This is a genomic window from Paenibacillus monticola (genome assembly GCF_009664975.1).
GTDB classification, from domain to species: domain Bacteria; phylum Bacillota; class Bacilli; order Paenibacillales; family Paenibacillaceae; genus Paenibacillus_AQ; species Paenibacillus_AQ monticola.
Window position 1 is genome coordinate 23,102 of the sequence record NZ_WJXB01000012.1, and the last position, 20,542, is coordinate 43,643.

Below are 20,542 nucleotides of genomic sequence, written 5' to 3' on the forward strand. Positions count from 1 at the left end.
CATGATAATAGTTGATTTTGGTGAGATATTACTATATTTGCCGAAATCTAATGATTTTATTAAATGATAATAAAAATTTTTTGTAGTAATATCATGCTATTAATTAGTATATATTCCTAAATAATTATTTTTTTCACAGGCCTCGATTATACTTCATCAGCCCGACAGTCATAAGCGAATTTTAAAGTATTGCTAGGAATTCGTAAATGATGCCGGGAAGGTATGAAGGAATTAGGGCCTTTTTTTGATTAAAAAGGGAGGAATTAGATTGTCTCACATGATTGAAATTAGCGGATTAACCAAAGCTTTTGCCAGTGGAAAGGGAATATTTGACTTGAATCTGACAGTTAGGGAAGGAGAAGTCTTTGGATACTTAGGTCCGAACGGCGCGGGGAAATCAACGACTATCCGTCATTTGATGGGGTATATGAAGCCCGATCGGGGCAGCTCCCGCATCGCGGGTAAGGATTGCTGGAATCAAGCGCCTGCCATTCACAGCCGAGTGGGATATCTTCCTGGAGAAATTGCTTTCATGGAAGGGATAGACGGGCTAGAGTTTCTTAACCTCATGAGTGGAATGAGAGGTATGAAAGACAATAAACGCCGGGATGATTTGATAGAACGTTTTCAGTTTGACATCAAGACGCCGATCCGCAAGATGTCAAAGGGAATGAAGCAGAAAGTCGGCATCGTTGCCGCTTTTATGCATGACCCGGATATTCTGATTCTGGATGAGCCTACTTCTGGTCTGGACCCTCTCATGCAGAGACTATTTATTGACCTTATTCTGGAAGAGAAAGCCAGAGGTAAGACAGTTCTTATGTCTTCACATATCTTTCAGGAGGTGGACCGGACCTGTGATCGTGTAGCCATTCTCAAGGAAGGACGATTGATGGCAGAGAAGAACGTCGCCGACCTGGTACTTGTCCAGCGGCGGTTATTCGATGTCGTACTGGCGAGCGAGGAAGCTGCAGCCGCGTTATCCCGTTCAGGCCTTGAGGTCAGCAAGTGTGAAGGGGTGCGGGTGAGGATAGCGGTGCAGGGTGATTATAACCTCTTCCTGCGTGAGTTATCCCAGTACGATGTGTTGAGTCTGGATGTTCATGAATTGGATTTGGAAGAGATTTTTATGCACTATTACGACCGGGAGGAGACCTTGTAATGAACATGGCATTATTAAGAAATATGGCAAAGGTTCACGGCAAGACCTTGGCCAGCTATATTTCAGCGACGGTTCTTTACGAACTGCTAATTATCTGGGTATATCCCTCAATTGCCAATTCCCCTCAGTTAAATGATCTGCTTACGTCAATGCCGGCAGGCTTGATGAAAGCGCTGGGTGTGGAGGGTGGAATTCAAAAGTACAACGATTATCTGTCCGCACAATTTTACGGTACATTGTTTGTCGTGATTTTGATGGTGTATTGCATCATGACTTCGGTCCAAGCCATAGCAAGACTGGTGGATCGCGGCTCCATGGCTTACTTGCTCTCTACACCAGTATCTCGTTCCAAGGTGGCCGTTACCCAGGCTATCGTTCTTGTTTTCGGACTTTTCGCTTTTTCCATCTGCACTACCATTGGAGGTTTGCTTGGAGCACAGTTTCTCATTGATGCACCGGCATATGACAAGGGATTATTCGTACAGGTCAACCTCATCGTATTCTTGCTGTTTACGTTTATTGCTTCGTATTGCTTCCTCATTTCCTGCTTGTGCGACGACGAGAAACGGGCATTAAGCTGGAGTTCTTCTCTAACGGTACTGTTCTATTCACTTGATTTGGTTGGTAAAATGAGCAGCAATCTGACCTGGATGCGTTACCTGAGCCCCTTTTATCTGTTTCGACCGCAGGATATTGTGAAGGGAACGTTCCCAGTCGGTTGGGTATCCCTGGGACTAGGAATCGGCGCACTCCTTATTTTCTGGTTGTCCGTTTCGGTATTCCGGCGGCGGGATTTACCATTATAACCCAAAAATATTTGCAAAGCTCATGGAGGAGTTCTACATATAAATGCAACAGGAGGAATTAATGAATGGCACAGCTGGATAACATTTATGGTTCCATAAATGGATTGGACTGCCTAGAAGTGAAATTACGCGGAGTAGAGGGAGTAGGGGATATAGCCCTTATAGAAACGATGCAGGAACAACAGCTTCCTCCGCTTCATATCCCGGAGGTTCTGGGTTATGATCCCAACCTGCTTTTAGGTGGAGCCGACACTCCACTGGCGGGAGAATCACCCGCCAGTGAGGAGCTTGATATCCTTCCGCCAGCAGTAAGCTATGGCGGTGAGCTTATGGATACTGAAGGCTCCCCGCAGACGCTTGCTGCTGCCCTGTGTCGGGCAAGCCAACTTACAACGGACAGGGGCATTCTGTATTTAATGCCCGATGGTACCGAGCGGCATCAGACGTATGCTGAGCTGTTAGACTGTGCGGAGCGCATCCTGACCGGCTTGCATGCTTTGGGGCTGAAGCCTGGGGATACCGTCCTCTTCCAATTCGAGTTGAACGAAAATTTCATTTCAGCTTTCTGGGCATGCGTGCTGGGCGGCATCCTTCCGACACCCTGTGGTGTTCCGCCAGTCTATGATGAAGGGAACGCCGGTGTGGGCAAGCTGCGAAATGCATGGCAACTGCTGGGACAACCGATTATTTTAACGGATGGGTCTCTGTGCGCGGCGGTGGCGGAGTTGGCAGTACCGTGGCATACGGATCAGCTTCGTGTGGTTGCGCTAGAACCATTGCTAGACTATGAGCCTGATCACCTATGGTATGATGCAAAACCTGAGGATAGAGTTCTTCATCTTTTGACATCCGGAAGTACCGGCATTCCCAAATGCGTGCAGCATCGGCATCGGAGTATTTTGTCCCGGGTGAAGGCCACTGCAGCCCTTCATGGCTTCACCTCTCAGGAGGTATCCCTAAACTGGATGCCGCTAGATCATGTGGGCGGGCTGGTCATGTATCATATCCTGTCTGTATATCTAGCTTGTGAGCAGATTTTGCCCAAAATTGAGCATTTTATAGCCGACCCGACCCTGTGGTTAACCTGGATTGAGCGGTACCGGGCAACGAAGACTTGGGCGCCTAACTTTGCTTTTGCCTTGGTCAATGAGCAGCAGGCCAAGATTCAGGAAGGCAGTTGGGACCTTTCGTCCATGCGCCATATTCTGAACGGTGGGGAGGCAGTCGTTGCTAAGACAGCTCACACCTTTCTACGGATGTTGACCCCACATGGTTTACAGGGGGATGTGATGTTTCCCTCCTTTGGGATGTCCGAGACTTCTTCGGGAATTGTGTTCTCCAAACTGCTTCACGCTGGTAATGAAGACAATGGAATACTTCGTTTTGAGAAAAACTCCATGGGCGGTATACTGCGGCACGCTGGGACGGATTATCCCGGCAGCGTCTCATTTACGGAAGTGGGAGCGCCCATACCTGGTGTGTCCGTCCGTATTGTAGATCTCGCAGGCGAGCAGGTAACCGAGCGGAGAATCGGGCGTGTTCAGGTTGCTGGTCCTACGATTATGGAAGGGTATTACAACAATCCGGAGGCGAATGCCGAGGTATTTACGGATGATGGCTGGTTTGAAACCGGAGATTTGGGCTTCCTGTACGAGGGAAGGCTAACGATAACTGGCCGTCAGAAGGATATGATTATTGTTAACGGCAATAATTTTCACAATTATGAGATTGAGGTCATCCTGGAAGAAGTAGACGGTGTGGAAGTTACCTTCTCCGCGGTTTGTGCAGTTCCAAGGGAAGACGGGAGTGAAGGTCTGGCAGTGTTTTTCACGCCATCTGATACGGATGAAGAAGGGATTATTCGTGTCATCCAAGAGATCCATCAGCATCTGATCCGCAAGCTGGGCATTCGGCCAGATGAGGTGATTCCGGTGGCAAAAGGAGAGTTCCCCAAGACTAACTCGGGGAAGATTCAACGGGCTGAATTTAGTAAACGGCTGGCGAACGGGCAGTATGCAGATATTCGGAAACGGATCGATCTTCTTCTGAGAAATGAGCGGACAATGCCGGACTGGATTTTCGAGCCTTATTGGACGGCAGAGAAGCTTACTATCGAGGATCAGGAGGGTGAAAAATCTGTTAAGGCTCCGCAGCGGCTTATCTTTGTCGATGAGAGAGGGCTGGGAGATTTGCTGGCTCGTGGAGATGCTGACAATCCGGCAGGGCTGAGTATCCTTGTCCGGCCTGGGGAAGCTTTTGCCCGGACAGGAGCGGGGAGGTACACTCTCCATCCGGCCCGAAGGGAAGATTATATCGAGCTGATCAAAGCATTGAAGAGCGAGGAATACCGGGTGGATGAAGTATTCCATCTATGGAGCTACGGTCAGCCAGCCGAATCGTTATGCGCGGTTGAGGAGATTCAGCTGGCGCAAGAGAGAGGCAGCATCAGCCTTTTATTTCTTATTCAAGCCTTGTTGGGTGGGGATTCTTACCCACATTCCATAGCTGTTGTAACTACGGATGGTCAGAAAATATTTTCTGATGAGCTTGTTGCTTTTGAAAAAGCGCCTATGACGGGGTTCATCAAAACGCTCCCCCATGAGCATCCCGATCTGGTTGCGAGACTTATTGATTTCGAATCGCGTGCAGCAGAGTCAGACGTATACCGGAGCCTCGTGCAGGAAATAGCAGGTCCCCGAAAGGATATTGTGGCCTATCGGGAAGGTCAGCGGTATGTACCGGGCCTGAGAAAGACCAATCTACTGGTGGGACAGGAAGAGATTCCTTTCGTGAACGATGGATTGTATCTCATTACTGGCGGTTTAGGGGGTATTGGCTGCGCCGTTGCTTCTTATTTGCTGGAACACTACCAAGCGAAACTGCTGATATTAGGCCGCAGCAATCTTCATCCGGTTTCAGGCGATACGAATACTGGAAGCGCAGAAGACAAACAGGCTGCTTTGCGGGATCTGGAGCGGCTGGCCACCCGAACTGGCGGTTCCGTCCGGTATGAAACAGCGAAGCTTGGAGATCTGGAAATCCTGCGTAATAAGGTTGAAGTGGTTCAACAGGAGTCAGGAACCACACTGGCCGGAGTCATTCATCTTGCCGGAACGATCCAAGAGCAGCTGTTGATGGAACAGACCCGGGAACAACTAGAGGACATGTACGCAGCGAAAGTTTATGGAACCTTTGTCCTGCATCAGCTGTGTGAGAGCTTCGGAGATGTCCTGTTCGTGACTGCTTCATCTGCCCGGACATTGACCGGAGGCATGACTATAGGAGCTTATTGCGCCGCTAATGAGTTCGTACAGAGCATGGCGGTTGCCCATGCAGAGAATTCGCGGGTCAGAACACACTGTTTCTCTTGGAGTCAGTGGGATGGGCTGGGCATGAGCCGCGACCTCATCGTCGGGGATGTGCTGGAGAGTAAAGGCTTCGCTCGGATCAACAAGACAAAAGGCGTCTTCTCACTGATTGCGGGCTTGAGACAGGCTCGACCGCTTCTCTATGTAGGGCTGGACGACTCAAAGGCTGAAATAAGAACCCGGACAGGTCGTTTAGTCGAGACAGAAAAGGTACTTCAGGTATTCTTCACAGGCCAGCGGCGTCTTTCCCGGCCTTACCTTCGCCAAGCGATTGAGACATTTAGAACGGAACACAGACAGGTTGCCGATCTGATTCGCTTCATACACGTTGATGCCATCCCTATGACCGGTGAGGGAACCATCGACAGAAAACAGCTGGCGTTAATGGCTGCTGAAAAAGACAACGCTCATCAGTATACAGCTCCTCGCACGCAGCAGGAATCGGAGTTATCTGTGATCTGGGAGAAGCTACTTGGCGTGGATAAGGTGGGTATAACCGATAATTTCTTTGCATTGGGCGGCCATTCGCTGCGTGCGACGCAGCTGATGTCTCTGCTGCGGGAGGCTTATGGAGTATCCTTGCCGCTAAAGATATTGTTTCTCCATCCGACTGTTGAAAGTCTCGCTGTTGTTATTACAGAACAACGGCAGGATGGTGCTACGGAGCACGGACCAAGGAGACAAGGACGAGTTGGCGACATCTTGCCGATGTCTTTTGCCCAAAAAAGGCAATGGTTTATGGCTCAATGGGAACCGGGTAATCCATTCTATATCAATACGATCACGCTGCAACTTTCTGGGAAGCTGAATAGAGAGGCGCTTCAGCGCAGCTTGCAGATCATTGTTGACCGCCATGAAACCTTGCGTACCATATTTGACATTGTGAAGGAAGAGCCCAGTCAGATCATTCTGCAGGAGGTAAGCGTGGAACTGCCCTATGTAGATTTGAAAGGGTACCCCGAGCCAATAAAGGAAGAACAGGTCAGGAATTTGATCCGCGAAGAAGCACGGACACCTTTCTCGTTAGCTAGTGATCCAATGATCCGGGCCCAACTGCTCCAGCTTGATGAGGAAAGGCATCTTTTGCTCGTTTCCATTCACCATATTGTTTCAGACGGCTGGTCTATTGGCGTCTTTGTGCGGGAGTTATGCGGACACTATGAAAGTCTATCCTCTGGGCGATTACCGGACTCGTCCGAGCTCCCCCTACAATATGCTGACTATACCTTGTGGCAGCAGGAATGGATGAATAACGGCGGGTTAATAGAACAGCTCGCGTATTGGAAGGAACAATATGCTGACGGAGTCCCTGTCCTTGATATGCCGCTTGATTTCCCACGTCCACCTATCCAGCTATATAGAGGGAAGACGAAGGAATACTTATTGTCCGCCTCACTGACTGCGGGGTTGAGCGACCTGTCTCAGCAGGCAGGAGCAACGTTATTCATGACATTGCTGGCCGGATTCTCAGCGCTGATCCACCGCTATACAGGACAGGAGGATTTCGTTCTGGGCTCGGTAATTGCCAACCGCAATTGGGCTGGAATTGAACCGCTTATTGGTTTCTTCGTCAACACACTGGCTCTTCGTATGAATACGGCAGGCGATCCTTCACTAGAAGAATTGCTGCAACGGGTGAAAGAGACAACGCTGGGCGCTTACGACCATCAGGATGTTCCGTTTGAAATGCTGGTGGACGAGCTGCAGGTAGAGCGGGACTTGAGCAGACAGCCCTTATTTCAAGTGTTGTTAGTCTTGCAGAATGCGCCTGTAGAAGCGGTGGGAATGGGCGAGGTTACCATGAATATGCGAATCGAAAACAATGACACTTCTAAATTCGATTTGGCTCTGCATCTCTTTGAGGAGGCTGGAGGTCTGCGTATTTCGCTCGAATACAACACCGATCTGTTCCTGGAGCAAACGGTCGATCAGTTGGTCCATCATTATGAAACACTATTGGCGGGAGCAGTTGCAGCGCCGTATACTCCCTTATCAAAGCTACCTCTTCTGACGGATGAGGAGCAGACATTGCTGTTGGATAGCTGGAGCGGGACGCAGGCCGATTATCCCCGGGACAGCTGCTTGCAAGAGCTCTTTGAACAACAGGTCAAGATGAGCCCGGATGCTTCCGCATTGGTTTACGAAGACGGGTTAAGCGTTATGACCTATCGAGATTTAGCACAGGATTCAGAAATTCTGGCCGGATATCTCCAGACCCTTGGAGTCGGCCCCGGAATCCTGGTCGGTGTACTGCTTGACCGGTCACCGGAGATGATCATCGCAATTGTTGCCATTATTCGGGCAGGCGGCGCTTATGTTCCTATGGATCCTGAGTATCCTAAGGCACGGCTGGACTACATGCTGTGCGATACGGAATCTCACCTAGTTATCACCCAATCTGCCTTTCTTCCATTGCTTGGCGGCATGAAGGCACCTTGTTTTACTATGGACCCTGGATGGAAGGCTCAGACGGAAGGGACCTATGACTTGCGCAGGTCAGTTTCTCTGCCACTTCAGGCAGCGTATGTCAATTATACCTCCGGTTCGACGGGACAACCGAAGGGAGTTCTGATTCCCCATCGTGCCGTAATCCGTTTGGTCAAGGGAACTGCGTATGTTTCCCTCGGTTCGGAGGACACAGCTCTTCAGATTGCCAACTATGCTTTTGATGCGTTCACGTATGAGTTATGGGGTATGCTGCTGAATGGTGGACGTCTCGTATTGACGGACCGCGATACGATTCTTTCCATGGACAAGCTGGCGGAAGCCTTTGATACCTATCGGGTAACTACAGGGTTTCTTACGGTTCCATTATTCAATCGTCTGATGGAGGAGCGCCCAGCGTGTATCCGGCACTGCACGGCTCTACTTGTGGGAGGCGATGCCTTATCCATTTCCCATATTCGCAAAGGTTTGGAGGTTCTGCCCCAAGGGCTGCTGAACGGATACGGCCCTACGGAAAACACAACTTTTTCCTGTGTATATTCAATCGGATCGCTGTCGAAGGATGCGCAATCGGTGCCGATTGGAAAACCGGTGTCCAACTCACGTGCTTACATTCTTGATACATGGCTGACTCCCGTTCCGGCGGGCGTTCCCGGCGAATTGTATGTCGGAGGAGATGGGTTGGCACTCGGTTATATTCATGATGAAGAACGGACACGGCGGATGTTTGTACCCGATCCATTCCACCCCGAGGGAGCGGGACGGATGTACCGGACAGGGGATCGTGCTAAATGGCTGCCGGACGGAACCATTGAGTATCTAGGCAGACTGGACAATCAAGTCAAGATTCGTGGATTCCGTGTAGAAACGGGAGAAGTGGAAGCAGCATTAATGCTCCACCCTGCTGTAAAAGAGTGTGTAGTTGTTCCGCATCTGGCAGATAACGGGATGAAGCAGTTGGCTGCATATCTGGTGACGAATGATAGCGGACAGACGAAAGATTGGCGAATGCATCTGATGGGGCTTCTGCCCGATTATATGATCCCTCGGTATTTTGTAATAGTCGACCAGCTTCCGCTTAACGCTAACGGAAAAATTGATAAGCGGGCTCTACCCGCTCCACTGGCGCCGGAGGTGAAATCGGAGGGAGTTGTTATACAAGCTCGGAATGAGACGGAACAGGCCTTTGTGGAGATCTGGCGTAAACTGCTAGATGTACAGCAAATCGGTGTCAACGACAATTTCTTTGATCTTGGGGGAGACTCCATCGTAGTCATCCAAATGGTGGCGAATGCGGCTCGGGCAGGATACCGGATATCGCCGAAGCAGGTATTCCAGATGCAAACTATTGTGGAACTGGCGGCATGTGCAGAAGAGGTTGTGTCGAAAGTGGAAATGGATCAGGGTCTGGCAAGAGGAGGGGTTCTGCTAACACCGATTCAAAAGTGGTTTTTTGAGCAGGATCTACAAGACAAACATCATTGGAACCTGCCTGCACTTATTCCTTTGGAGAATAAAACGGAGCCGGATGTACTGGCAAAAGCGCTGCAGCATGTCATCCTTCATCACGATGCCTTGCGAATGCGTTATGTACAGTGGGGAGAAGAATGGCAACAAGAATACGGCCCCCCGGCGGAGATGCCGGAAGTTCGGATTATCGATACCCGCACTTTGGATGCGGGGGAACGGGAAACCGTTCTGCTTAGAGAGTCGGAGCATGCGCAGGCCGGATTGTCACTGGAGCTGGGCAAAGTATTGCAAGCTGTCTTTTTCCAGGGAGAGCCGGGTTCGGACGGGTGGCTCTTTCTAGCCGTTCACCACCTTATAGTAGATGGAGTTTCATGGCGAATTATACTTGAAGATCTGTTGCATGCCATAACCCAAATAGGTTTAGGCCAAACTGTTAATTTGCCTGCGAAGACCGCCTCATTTCAGCAGTGGTCCGAGGCCTTGACGGAATACGCCGTGGAAGAAGAAATAGAGTCCCAGTTATCGTACTGGCAGAGTGTGACCCATTCCATGCACACCCTGCCGTTGCCTGAACTGCTTACCCCCCAAACGGAAGACCAGGCAGTGCAATTTAGGACATCATTTTCCAAAACAGAAACCGATCGGCTGCTTACGGCTGCCAACCAGGCATATCACACAGAGATTAACGATCTGCTGCTGGTTGCGCTCTATCGTACCTTGTCTCCCCTGAACGGAGAGTCCGGTCTGGGGTTGACGCTTGAAGGACATGGTCGGGAATATATCGGGGAAGGCTTGGATATCACTCGAACGGTGGGTTGGTTCACGACATCTTATCCCGTGATTCTGCGAACTCCTGCCGAAATTGGCTTGGAAGAACAGATCAAGACTATAAAAGAAACATTGCGCCAGATTCCCGGCAAAGGCTTAGGCTATGGGCTGCTCCGCTATCTCTCGAATGATCCGCAAAAACGTGAGTCTCTGGCAATGGTATCTCCCAAGGTTTCTTTTAACTATCTGGGTCAGCTGGACCGGGGCGGCCAAGCGGCCTTCTTCCTGGCCGATGCAAGAACCGGACATTATCATACCCCAACTGCAAGGCGTGAGCATGCCATTGATATCCATGGCTTTGTGTTATACGGCGAACTTCAAATGGTATTCACCATGCACCGGGAACATGCAGATCGCCCTGAGCTCGCCAGTCTGGCGGAACGCTTCCGCAGTGAGCTGCTTGGAGTTATTGCACACTGTACCGACAATGGAACCAGAGGTTGGACTCCTTCGGATTTCCCGCTCCTGAAGCTAGAACTACAGGACTGTGACAGACTCCCTATGCATACGGAGGACGCTTATCCATTATCCCCCATGCAGCAAGGTATGCTGTTCCACTCGCTATACGAACCGGATTCGAACGCTTACCACGGACAGATTAATCTTACGATTTCTGGTGCGTTGGATTTGGGCCTATACGAGAACGTTTGGAGGATGCTTGTGCAGCGACATCCGATTCTACGGACACGCTTTCTCTGGGAAGGGCTGAGTGATGCGATTCAGATCGTGCTGGATACACAAGACCTTAGCTGTTCTTATGTGGATTTAACCGGCTTAGAGGATATGAAGCAGCAGGAACAACTGGATCAATGGCTACAGGAGGATCGCCATAAGGGCTTTCAGCTGGACCTGGAGGAGCCCTTGATGCGAATCGCCTTTGTTCAGTTGGCTACGGCGAAGACAATCTTCATCTGGAGCTTCCATCATATCCTGCTGGATGGTTGGAGTCTGTTCCAGGTATTTAATGAATCTCTCAATATATACCACTCACTTGCGGAGGGCAGAACTGAGCCTGTCGTTATTAGAACGCCCTACAAGCGCTATATCCAATGGCTGAACCAGCTGGATAAGACACGTGCACAGGCTTTCTGGAGAAGTTACCTGTCCGGTTTCACAGAGGCAACCCTGTTGCCAGGTGGGCAGACATCGACGGGCGCTATAGAAAGCGTTCATACCGTTAGACAAGAGTCGATCAGACTCTCCAGCGAAGAGAGCCGGACGCTGGAAGCAGGGGCACGTCGCCTCAAAGTAACAGTAGGAACTCTCATGCAGACAGCTTGGGGGCTTCTGCTACAGGGGTATTCCGGCCAGAACGATATATTGTTCGGCGTTACGGTATCCGGAAGGCCGGCAGAACTGGAGCATGTGGAGACAATGGTCGGCCTATTTATTAATACACTGCCGCTGCGGATGGACATTCAGGCCGAACAGACGCTGCATGAACTGCTGCTCTCCACTCAGGAAACCTGCGTCGCGCTAAGGGAATTTGAGCACAGCTTGTTGCCGGAGATTCAGCTGGCCAGCCGAATTCCGGCACGAGAAGCCCTCTTTAACAGCATCGTCGTGTTTGAGAACTATCCAGTGGAGAACATGGCGGGAGAGGAACTGACAGTAAGTGGTCTGCAAAGCTATGAGCAGACGAATTATGATTTGTCTCTGGTTGTTGTTCCCGGCGCATGCTACGAGCTGCGCGTCTCCTACTTGCCGCATCGTTATAATCCCGATGCGATAAGAACTTTGATGGGCAGGTTAACAAGCATTCTTCACCGCCTAACGGAGAAACCGGAGGCCCATGTAGCCTCGCTATGGCTATTGGAAGAGGAAGAAGAAATAAAGATGCTTGAACAATGGGTGCAACAAGCTCGGGTTGTTACCCTGTACGAGGATCAGGAAGAGGTCTACGCAGGGGTGAACGATCTCAAGGAAGACACGGAGCTGTATATTCTGGACAGGTACTTGCGTCCCGTTCCCCCGGGAATACCTGGCAACGTATATATCGGTTCACTCCAACTGAAGAGACATTGTGGTTCTTGGAGCGAATGGATGCAGGAACATGCCATTTCGCACCCTTTCGGGGGGCGGACAGGCGGGCTACTCTATCAGACAGGAGATACCGGAGTTTGGCAAGAGGATGGCACAGTGAAACTTTTGGAGTTGGTTTAGCTAAAAGAGAGATAGGGAGAGATGGCGACTGTGGATAAAAAAGAAGCTGCGGAACTGGTAAGACTGAACGGAAAACGGATTGATCTCAAAGAAGTGGAGGCTTCCCTCATGGGGAAGCTTCCGCTTCGCCAGTGTGCCGTAGTAGCAAGTAAACAAGTGGATGGAGCATCCTATTTGCGCGCTTTCGTCGTTATGGATGAACCGCAGGGGCTGAACTCGGTTCTGATGAATTACGAGCTTCCAGAACCTGTAGGCAGCCTTCCCATTATTCCTTTACCAAGCCTTCCCCGCACTGAAGATGGGACCGTGGACAAACGGCAGCTGGCTTTGTATGAATATAGCCTTCCCCAGCAGGCGGAGGTTTGGGAGAACGGGCTGCTCGCAGTCGAGGGTATCGAGGAGGCGGCAGTGATCATTCGGGAGCAGATAGAGCCGGTGAAAACCTACCATATTCTGGACTTGCTGCCCGCAGATTTGGCCGACACCTCCGATGTAAACAGGGATGAGAACCAAATGGAACATTCACATGCTTCATTGGACACTACTTCAGGGGATTCTCAGGTGCCGTGGGCTTTGGCCTACGGAGGAGATCTGGAGGAGCGGTCCGATTGGCCGTGCACTTTGCCAGAGGCACTTCGACGTTCAGTTCTGGAATCGCCAGATAAGGGAATCCTTTATGTTCGGGATGGTCAGCCGGATGAGCTGCAGACTTACCCAGTACTGCTGGCCGATGCCGAAAGAATTCTGGGAGGAATGCGAGCTGCCGGGCTGCAACCGCACGATGTGGTTATCCTTCAATTTGCCGACAACCGAAAATTCATTTCTGCTCTCTGGGCCTGCTTTTTGGGCGGGATCATTCCGACGCCGATTGCAGTGGCACCAGTATACAGCGAAATGAACGGCGCGGTCCGGAAGCTGCAAAGTTCATGGGAACTGCTGGAGCATCCTGCGATTCTCACCGATCAGGATACAGAACCGGCTTTGAGAAATCTGAGTCAGCTGTGGAATACATCCGAACTCTGGATACTAACTAGCGAATCACTAGGCAATCATGACCGGGATAGTGATTGGTATGAATCCTCACCCGAAGACCCCGTCCTCAATCTTCTCTCATCAGGAAGCACCGGAATGCCGAAATGCATCCAGCACCGCCATCGTAGTCTGCTGGCGCGGATGAAAGCTACAGCGGTGTTTAATGATTTTTCCAAAGAAGAGGTTTCGTTAAATTGGATGCCCTTGGATCATGTGGGGGGAGTCGTTATGTTTCATATCCGGGATGTATTTCTGGGATGCCAGCAGATTAAGCCCCATATTGACAGCTTCATCGCCAACCCTCTGATCTGGCTGGATTGGGCCGATAAGTACAAGGCGACATTGACGTGGGCACCCAACTTTGCCTTTGCGCTCGTGAATGAAAGAGGGCGGGAGATCGGAGAAGGGCAATGGGATCTTTCTTCGCTGCGCTACATCATGAATGCGGGTGAAGCGGTTGTTGCCCGGGTAGCCCAACGATTTCTGCGTTTATTACAACCTCACGGCCTAAGCGATACGGCCATGGTACCGGCTTACGGTATGTCTGAAACATCCTCTGCCGTCACGCAGAACAAATCATTCCGCAGCGAGGGTACACAAGGAATAAGAATTGTGGATAAAACTACGCTTAGCGGCGGTCTGAAAGAAGTAGACGATAGTCATCCCAACAAGATTGCCTTCACAGAGGTAGGGGGGCCCATTCCAACAGTATCCATACGGATTGCAGATAACCTGAACCATGTCCTGCGAGAGAATCAAATAGGCCGGTTGCAGGTGAAGGGTCCAACGATTATGGATGGTTATTATCGCAATCCCGAAGCTAACGAGGAAGCCTTTGTTGGAGAGGGTTGGTTCAATACCGGAGATTTGGCATTCCTGCATCAAGGGGTGCTGTGCATCACCGGACGAGAAAAAGATGTAATTATCATCAATGGTGCCAATTACCACAACTACGAAATCGAAGCAGTCGTAGAAGAAATTCCGGGTGTTGAAGTTACCTTCTCAGCAGCCTATGGGATCTTTGATCCGGAATCGGGAAGCGATAGATTGGCCATATTCTTTGTATCGTCAGAAGGCAGCTTGGAGGAACAGATGCCTGTTGTTCAAGCGATCCGGCAGACGATTGTGCGCAGGATTGGCATCCAACCGCAAGTGATTCTGCCTGTCGGTAAATCCGTATTCCCCAAAACAAACAGTGGGAAAATTCAGAGGGCAGAATTGGGCAAAAGGTATTTGTCAGGAGAATTTGCCGAAGTGAGCAAGAAAATGGATATATGGTTGGAGAATGACCGGACACTTCCAGCCTGGTTCTTCGAACCTGTATGGCGGGTAGAGAAGAAGGGTCCTGCCGCTGCTTCTTTTCTGGAAGAGGGGGTGCTGATCTTTGCCGATGAACAGGGTCTTTCCACTGCTCTGTGTGAACGGTTGACAAGGGAAGGCCGTAAGCCTATTCAGATTCAAAAAGGGCAGAAATTTGCGCGAACAGCAGCAGATACATTCACCATCAATCCCGCCAATTCTATTCACTATTCCACCTTGTTAAAAATCATCCGACAGGAAGGCATCGCTGTCAGGGATATTCTCCACGCCTGGACGTATGACGGGCATACGGTACAGAATGAGCAATCACTGGAAGATCGCGAAGAGGCCCAGCGGACGGGTATTCTCTCTTTGTTGCATGTGATACAAGCGGTCTATGGTGAAGAAGCGGATAGTTGCCGCTTGACCCTCGTAACCTCTCAAGCTGGCAGAGTCAAAGAACACGATGTACCCAACCCTGATAAGGCAGCCCTGACCGGACTGCTGAAAACACTGCAGGCAGAGCATGGGAACAGCCGCGTTCTGTATATCGATCTGGAACTTGATGATCCCGATGTAAATGCCGGCAGAGTATATCAGGAAATGCATCTGTCACTTCCCCCTGAACAAGTCGCCTATCGGAATGGAGAACGGCTGGTTCCCTGGCTGCTTGCAGTTGATCCTTTACGAGAAACAGTGGTGGAACAGCCGTTGGAACAAGGAGGTGCATATCTAATCACGGGGGGACTTGGGGGTATAGGATGGGAAGTCGCACGGTTCCTGCTGGTTCATTATCAGGCAAGACTTCTGTTGATTGGCCGTTCCTCCCTGGATTCGGATGCTGCAAGTCAAACAAAAGCCCGGAAGCTTAGCGAATTGGCTACTCTGGGAGAGGTACTGTATCGGCAAGCGGATGTATGCAGTCAAGAAGAGGTGCGGCAAGTGGTTATCGAGGCCGAGGAGCAATGGCAGATTAGCCTCTCTGGTGCCTTTCATCTGGCTGGTGTGGGCAATGTAGAGGAGCATCTGTTGGCGAGTGAACGGTATACTTTGCAAGGAGAAACGGAAGAATCCTTTCTCAGCCAGCTGGAGGCAAAAGTTCTTGGAACACGTTCCTTGTTCACAGTGTTCGCGGATCACCCGGAGGCTCGTCTTGTCTTTTTCTCTTCGGTTAATAGTTACTTTGGAGGAGCGGCCTTTGGCGCTTATTCGGCGGCAAACGCCTATATGGATGCATTTGTTCAATCCATGAGAATAGCGGGGCGGAGTGCCATCGTCATGGACTGGAGCATGTGGCACAACATCGGTATGAGCGAGCAAACGTCCGCTGAAGCTTCAGTGCAAAAGGGCTTTCATGTAATCTCCAAAAGCCGTGGCATTCATTCTCTGCTGCTTGCCATGCGGATGAATCTTCCTCAGCTGTTGATCGGATTGGACGGAGCTAACCGCTGGATTCGTCCACAGGTTGTTCAGGAACGGCTCCCCCGCTGGACTGCAGCAGCTTATTACACAGGCAACCCCTCAGAGAAGGCCTTGAGTGCATTTCGTGAGAGCGGAACGGATTCTTCATTTGAGGGAAGTCTCACACATCTGGAAAGCATGCCCTACACCGCTTTCGGCGAGATTGATCGGGGCAGACTTCCGCTTTTCGATCAACAGGCCAATCGGTTGGAGCCAGTATATCGTGTGCTTTCTACGGAATGGGAGCATTCCCTCGCGCTGATCTGGCAGGAGGTGCTGGAATGCGAAACCGTCAGTGCGGCAGACAATTTCTTTGATCTGGGCGGGCATTCGCTGAAAGCGACCAAAGTCATTTCCCGCATCAATCATCAAATGGGCATGAAAGTACCGCTACAGATCCTCTTCCAGCATTCCACGCTGGGTGAACTGGCGGCGGCACTGGAAGAAATGAGTCCGATGAATCATGTTTCTTCTCCATCTGCCGATTACGGTATCCCGCAGCTGGCGAAACAGGAATATTATGAATTGTCCCATGCCCAGCGCCGCGTATGGTTTCTATGCCAAATGGTGAGTCAACAAGCGGTGTATAACATTTTGGGCAGATGGGAAATACGCGGGCCACTCCTTGTCGATTATCTTCAAGAAGCGTTCCAGATCCTGGTGGAGCGTCATCAGACGCTGCGTAGCACTTTTGTGAATATGGGGGGAAAGCCACTGCAAAGGGTACATGAGCGACTGGAGATTCCTATTTCTGTGGTCGATCTTTCCTTCCTAGCAGTTGCGTCCAGAACTCGGCATCTTGAAGAAACCGTCGATGCTGAAGCAGCGAGACACTATGATTTGGAGCAGGGTCCCCTTATGGCAGTTACTTTGGTTAAGCTGGGAGAAGAGCATTACGAGCTGCTGATCGCCCAGCACCATCTTATCTCCGACGGCTGGTCCCTTAATCTGCTGATCAATGAACTGGGATACTGCTACGAAACTTTGGCCAATCAGCTGCAGCCCTATTTGCTTCCGCTTCCAGTGGAGTGGACGGATTTTGCGGCGTGGCATAATCACCGGGAGGATACTAATGAAACAGAGCAGAACTATTGGCTGAACCATCTGGCTGGAGAGCTGCCTTGCCTTAATCTCCCCGCTGACCATCCGCGAAAGGCGGTCCAGACGTATGACGGGGACACAGAGCAGCTATTCTTGAGAACGGATGTCCTTCAGCGGATGACGAGAATCAATCAACAGTCAGGAACAACAATGCATATGCTAATGCTTGCCGCTGTTAACTGCATGCTGTACAAGCTGACGGGCCAGACCGACCTGATTGTGGGTACGCCCGTGGCCGGACGGGATCACCCAGCTTCCGAGCCGTTGGTCGGCATGTTTGTCAATACGCTGGCACTCCGTACTCGGATCGAAGGTGACCCAACGTTTCAGGAACTACTGGAGCAGGTGAAACAGACAGCCCTGAATGGACAAGCTCATCAACATTATCCGTTCGACAAGCTAGTAGAAGAGTTGGGGACCCCACGAGATCTCAGTCGTCCTCCTGTGTTCCAGGTTATGCTGGGTTATATGAGTTTGCCGCTTGAATTGACACTTGGAAACCTGGAGATTCAGGAGAAAATGGTACAGCACCGTGTGGCGAAATTTGACCTCAGCCTGCATGTATTCGAACGTGGGGATACTACTCAGATTCTTTTTGAATACAATACCGATCTCTTCGACAAATCAACGGTCGTCCGCTGGATGGGTCACCTTCAAACATTACTGGAGCATATCTCTGTTGCCCCTTCGGCCCGCCTGTCTAAGCTCAGCTTAATGACGGATGAAGAGCTGCATCAGGTAGTATATTCGTTCAACCGGACAGAAACCGATTTCCCTCGTGAAGCAGTCATTCATGAATTATTTGCTGAACAGGTCGAGCGCACCCCGAATGCTGTAGCTGTTGTATTTGACGGGCAAACCTTAACCTATGCTGAATTGGACCGGCGAACGACAGTTCTTGCGGGGCAACTTCAGTCAAGAGGCGTAGGTCCAGATGTGCCGGTAGCGGCGCTGTTCGAACGTTCTTTTGAGATGATTATTGGTATTCTTGGAATTATCAAGGCAGGGGGAGCCTACGTTCCTATTGATCCAGAATATCCGCAGGCGCGTATCGCCTATATTCTGGAGGTGGTAGAGAGCCCCTTGCTGCTCACTCACAATAGGCTGCAAGAGTTGGCAGGGGATTATAGTCTTCCCGTATTGTTCGCGGATGCTCCGTGGACTGAACCGACATGCACTTACAACTCCGGCTTAGCGATCCGGAATTCCAACCAATTGGCCTATATCAACTTTACATCGGGATCAACTGGCAAACCCAAGGGTGTGATGATCCCCCACGTTGGAGTCGTTCGACTAGTGAAGAACACGAAATACGCCGATCTAGGCCCCAATGATCGGATGCTGCAGATCGTTAATTATGCCTTTGACGTCTTTTCCTATGAAATTTGGGGAGCGTTGCTTAACGGAGGTTCGTTAGTGATTGTGCCCCGTGAAGCGATTCTCGATATGTCCCTCTTCTCCCGTGCTATGGTTGAACATGGAATTACGACCGGGTTTGTACCCACTGCCTTGTTCAACCGCCTAGTGGAATCCTATCCGGAGAGCCTTTCCGGTGCTCGTGCATTGCTTGTTGGCGGAGAGGCTCTATCTGTCGCCCATACCCGCAAGGCTCTGGAATATTTACCTAAAGGCTTGCTGAACGGATATGGACCGACTGAAAATACGACCTACGCTTGTGTGCACCAGATCACTTCCCTTCCGGAAGATGCTCTGTCCGTTCCCATCGGTCCACCCTTATCGAACTCTACTGCAATCATTAGAGATGGATACGGGAATCCGGTACCGATTGGCGTAACTGGGGAAATCTATATGGGTGGAATGGGCGTAGCGCTTGGCTACTTTAAAGATCCCGAACGAACACAGGAGTGCTTCATACCGAATCCTTACCACGGACTGCCGGGGGAGAAGCTCTATAAATCAGGTGATTTGGGCCGTTGGCTGCCGGATGGCACCATTGAGTATCTTGGCCGCATCGATAACCAGGTGAAGATTCGCGGGTACCGCATTGAATGTGGAGAAATTGAAACGACGATGCTTAATTTCCCAGGGATCAAGCAATGTGTGGTAGTCCCACGTGCAGATGCCAACGGCCATAAGCGGCTCATCGGTTATGTGGTGGCAGCGACAGCGGATCCGCTCCAATGGACAGTATTCCTGCAGAAGACATTGCCCTACTACATGATTCCCGCAGCCTTTGTTCTTATGGAAAGATTGCCGTTGAACAGTAACGGGAAAATTGATAAAGCTGCACTGCCTGAACCAGTGATTCAAGGGGAGAACGATATCCCCTTTACCGAACCGCGCAATGAACGGGAAGAAAAGATTGCGGCGGTATGGAGAGAGGTATTGGGCAGGGAGCGGATCAGCATTCATGATTCCTTTTTCGACTTGGGGGGAGACTCACTGCTGTCCATTCAGGTGGTTTCCCGCTTGAATCAGCAGGGGATAAAAGCGGACCCCAAGCTTGTATTCCAGTATCCGACGATTGCCGAACTTGCGGAGCGGTTAGCTACTCTTCCCGAACAAGAAAGCGGCAAGGTGCTAACTCCACAGGACTATCTGATTGAACTTCGTGCGGGAAGCCCTGAAGGAAGCAGGCTATTCTTTGCACCACCGGCGGGAGGTACTGTAATGGGCTATTTTGAACTCAGCCGGAAGCTGCATGGAATTGGAACAATATACGCTTTGCAATCCCCCGGTTTGTATGAGGGAGAAGAACCCCGATTCCTTAGCTACGAGCAACTGGTTCTGACTTTTTTAAGCTCGATTGAAGACAGTTTCCGGCCGCATCTGGATTATCTAGCGGGACATTCGATGGGAGGGCATATTGCATTTGGGATGTGCCAGGAGCTTGTTCGGCGGGGAACGCCGCCAAAAGGACTAATTATTCTGGATACAACTCCAGCTTTAACGAACGAGGATAGTATACAGGTAGAAATGAGTGAAGAAGAATTAAAGCTGCTCGTTCTGGTTCTGGGGATGGGAAATCTGGTAGGGGTTCCGCAGGAGCGTCTGAAGGGATTGGACTACGAGTCTGCCAAGGCTATCATTTTGGAAGAGGGACGTAAAGATGAAGCAGTCCGCCAGTTTATGAGTGACGGGTATCTGGATAAGTATTTGAAGTTGCAGATGCACAATTTGATTATGTCACGAATTCTGAAACTCCATCCTATGCCTGTTCCCGTTCCTCTATACGTCTATAAGACCGGGGAGCATCCTCCGGAATATGAGGCCATGTTCCAGGATTGGCATCGATATACTACTTCGGAGGTCGCGATTATACCCATGTCTGGTAACCATGTGACTATGATGAGAGATCCGCATGTTCAGAATTTGGCAGAGCATATGAAGAAGGTCTTACAGGGTGCGGTGACTACAGGGACAAAGGAGAGGGTGAACCGTTGAAG

4 protein-coding genes are annotated in these 20,542 nt (G+C 50.5%); all 4 read left to right on the forward strand.

The features are described 5' to 3' along the window. Positions 1–277 precede the first annotated feature (277 nt). The 4 genes from GJB61_RS24040 (at position 278) to GJB61_RS24055 (ending at position 20,540) form a co-directional block, all read left to right on the forward strand. A complete protein-coding gene (locus tag GJB61_RS24040) occupies positions 278–1,162 on the forward strand; it encodes an ABC transporter ATP-binding protein (RefSeq protein ID WP_154121737.1) in 885 nt (294 codons plus the stop codon). Next, a complete protein-coding gene (locus GJB61_RS24045) occupies positions 1,162–1,968 on the forward strand; it encodes an ABC transporter permease subunit (protein WP_154121577.1) in 807 nt (268 codons plus the stop codon). The genes GJB61_RS24040 and GJB61_RS24045 overlap by 1 nt, the downstream gene beginning before the upstream one ends. A gap of 65 nt (positions 1,969–2,033) precedes the next feature. Then, positions 2,034–12,242: a non-ribosomal peptide synthetase gene (locus tag GJB61_RS24050; RefSeq protein ID WP_154121578.1), complete on the forward strand. Its 10,209-nt coding sequence runs from the start codon at positions 2,034–2,036 to the stop codon at positions 12,240–12,242. Between the two features lie 30 nt (positions 12,243–12,272). Beyond that, positions 12,273–20,540 (forward strand): non-ribosomal peptide synthetase, encoded by an 8,268-nt coding sequence (locus GJB61_RS24055; RefSeq protein ID WP_195724454.1) that lies wholly within the window; start codon positions 12,273–12,275, stop codon positions 20,538–20,540. Positions 20,541–20,542 lie beyond the last annotated feature (2 nt).